Origin of the sequence: Rhodopseudomonas sp. B29 (genome assembly GCF_000333455.1) — a bacterium.
GTDB lineage: Bacteria > Pseudomonadota > Alphaproteobacteria > Rhizobiales > Xanthobacteraceae > Rhodopseudomonas.
This window is the reverse complement of record NZ_BADD01000687.1, coordinates 1-1,743: the sequence shown is the minus strand read 5'-3', so window position 1 is coordinate 1,743 and position 1,743 is coordinate 1. Positions and strand designations below refer to the sequence as shown.

Annotated in this window: 3 protein-coding genes; all 3 read right to left on the bottom strand. The window is 65.5% G+C overall.

Annotation, left to right across the window (positions count from 1 at the left end; all coding sequences use genetic code 11):
• Positions 1-423 (bottom strand): ATP-binding cassette domain-containing protein (locus I5M_RS24915; RefSeq protein WP_022723882.1); only part of this gene is annotated, 423 nt, incomplete at its 3' end.
• Positions 420-1,109, bottom strand: a complete 690-nt coding sequence (locus I5M_RS24910) for an ABC transporter ATP-binding protein (RefSeq protein ID WP_022723881.1) — start codon at positions 1,107-1,109, stop codon at positions 420-422. The genes I5M_RS24910 and I5M_RS24915, both read right to left, overlap by 4 nt.
• Before the next feature lie 56 nt (positions 1,110-1,165).
• Positions 1,166-1,743, bottom strand: a 578-nt coding sequence (locus I5M_RS24905; protein ID WP_022723880.1) for an ABC transporter substrate-binding protein, incomplete at its 5' end; no start/stop codon positions are given.

Below are 1,743 nucleotides of genomic sequence, written 5' to 3'. Positions count from 1 at the left end.
CGAGTCCTGCAGCACATCGAGTTGCGGAAACAGCCCATATACCTGCTGGCGGCGCTTGGCCCGTTCGCGCCAGGCGCTCTTGGCATGCGCGCCGCAGTCCAAATGTTCGCGCACGGTGAGGCCCGGAAAGATCGCGTCGCCCTGCGGCGTCATCGCGATGCCGAGCCGTACGATGCCGGGCGTATAGCGACCTTCGCCGAGTGAGCGCGTGCCGCCGATCTCGTTGCCGTCGAACACGACCGAGCCGCGCTGCCAGCCGACCAATTGCATGATGGCGCGAAACAGCGTCGACTTGCCGTGCCCATTGAGGCCGACGATCGCCAGCCGCTCGCCGGCTTCGATGGAAAAATCGATATCGTGCAGGACGCGTAGCGGGCCATAGCCAGCCGACAGTCCGCGAACGCTGAGTAGTGTGCTGCTCATGCCACCGCTCCGAAATAGGCGGCCTGCACCCGTTCGTCGCGGAAGACATCCTCCGGCGCGCCCTCGGCGATCACCGACCCGAGGTCGAGCACGCAGACGCGGTCGGCGATGGCGCCGAGCAATTCGAGGCGGTGCTCGATGAGGATGATGGCGAGATGATATTCGTCGGCAAGCTTGCGCAACAGCAGGTCGAGCTCGGCGATCTCGGTATTGATCAGGCCGGAGGCCGGCTCATCCATCAGCAGAACCTGTGGCCGCCGCATCATCAGGCAGGCGAGCAGCAGCTTGCGGCGGTCGAATGTATCGAGCGAGCCGGACGGCCGATCCCATGAGGCTTCCAGCCGGACGAGGCGCGCCGCCCATTCGGCGTCGTGCGCCGACATGTAGGGTTTATAGGCCTTTCGCGCGGCGCGCAGGGTTTCGCCGATCGTCAGCGCAGTCGGCACAACCGGGCTCTGATAGGTGCGCGCCACGCCCAGTCGCGAACGCTGGAAAATGTCCAGCCGGTCGAGCTTCTTGCCTTCGAGATAGACCGAGCCCAGCTGCTGATGGTAGCGGCCCGACAACACCTCGAACAGCGAGGTTTTGCCGGCGCCGTTGGGGCCGATCAGCCCGAGCAACTCGCCGCGATCGACGTGCAGCGAGATGTTCTCGAGAATCCGGCGGCCGCCGAGCGAGAGCGTCACGCCCTCGCACCCGAAGCATGCGTCGGCTAGAAGCATGGGCTTGACCTGTGCGGGCTTCAGAACCAGGGCGCCGGGCGGATCTTGGTCTCGGCCAGTTCGTCGGGCGCGATGATCTTGTGCTGCCCGTCCTGGACTTGCAGCAGAAGATGGCTGATGCCGGCCTTGACGTCCTCGGTCTGCCAAGGGTGGATGAGCGGCGCCTGTTCGGGGCTGGAGAAGCTGTAGGTGCCGCACACGCCCTCGTAGCGAGCCTTGCGGATCGCGGCGCCGACGGCGTCGAAATTCGACGGGTCCGTGTTCGCCCACACGCTGGCCAGCAACTGCACGGTGTCGTAGCCGCTGCCGGTGTAGACGATGCCCATGTTGGGGCCGTACTTCTTGGTGTACTTGTCGCGGAACGGCTTGCCCTTGGCGGCGTCCGCATGGGTGCCGATCACCGTGCCCCAGATCATGCCTTCGGCGGCGCCGCTGGCGAGTTTGAGGAATTCGGGCTGGCTCGGGCCGTATTGCAGATACACCAGCGAACCCTTCACCGGATCGGCGGCGAAATTGCTTGAGCGAAAGGCGGCGAGCTCGGCGGCGACCCAGTGATCGATGAACAACACGCCGGCGTCGGAATCGTGCAGCGCGCGCA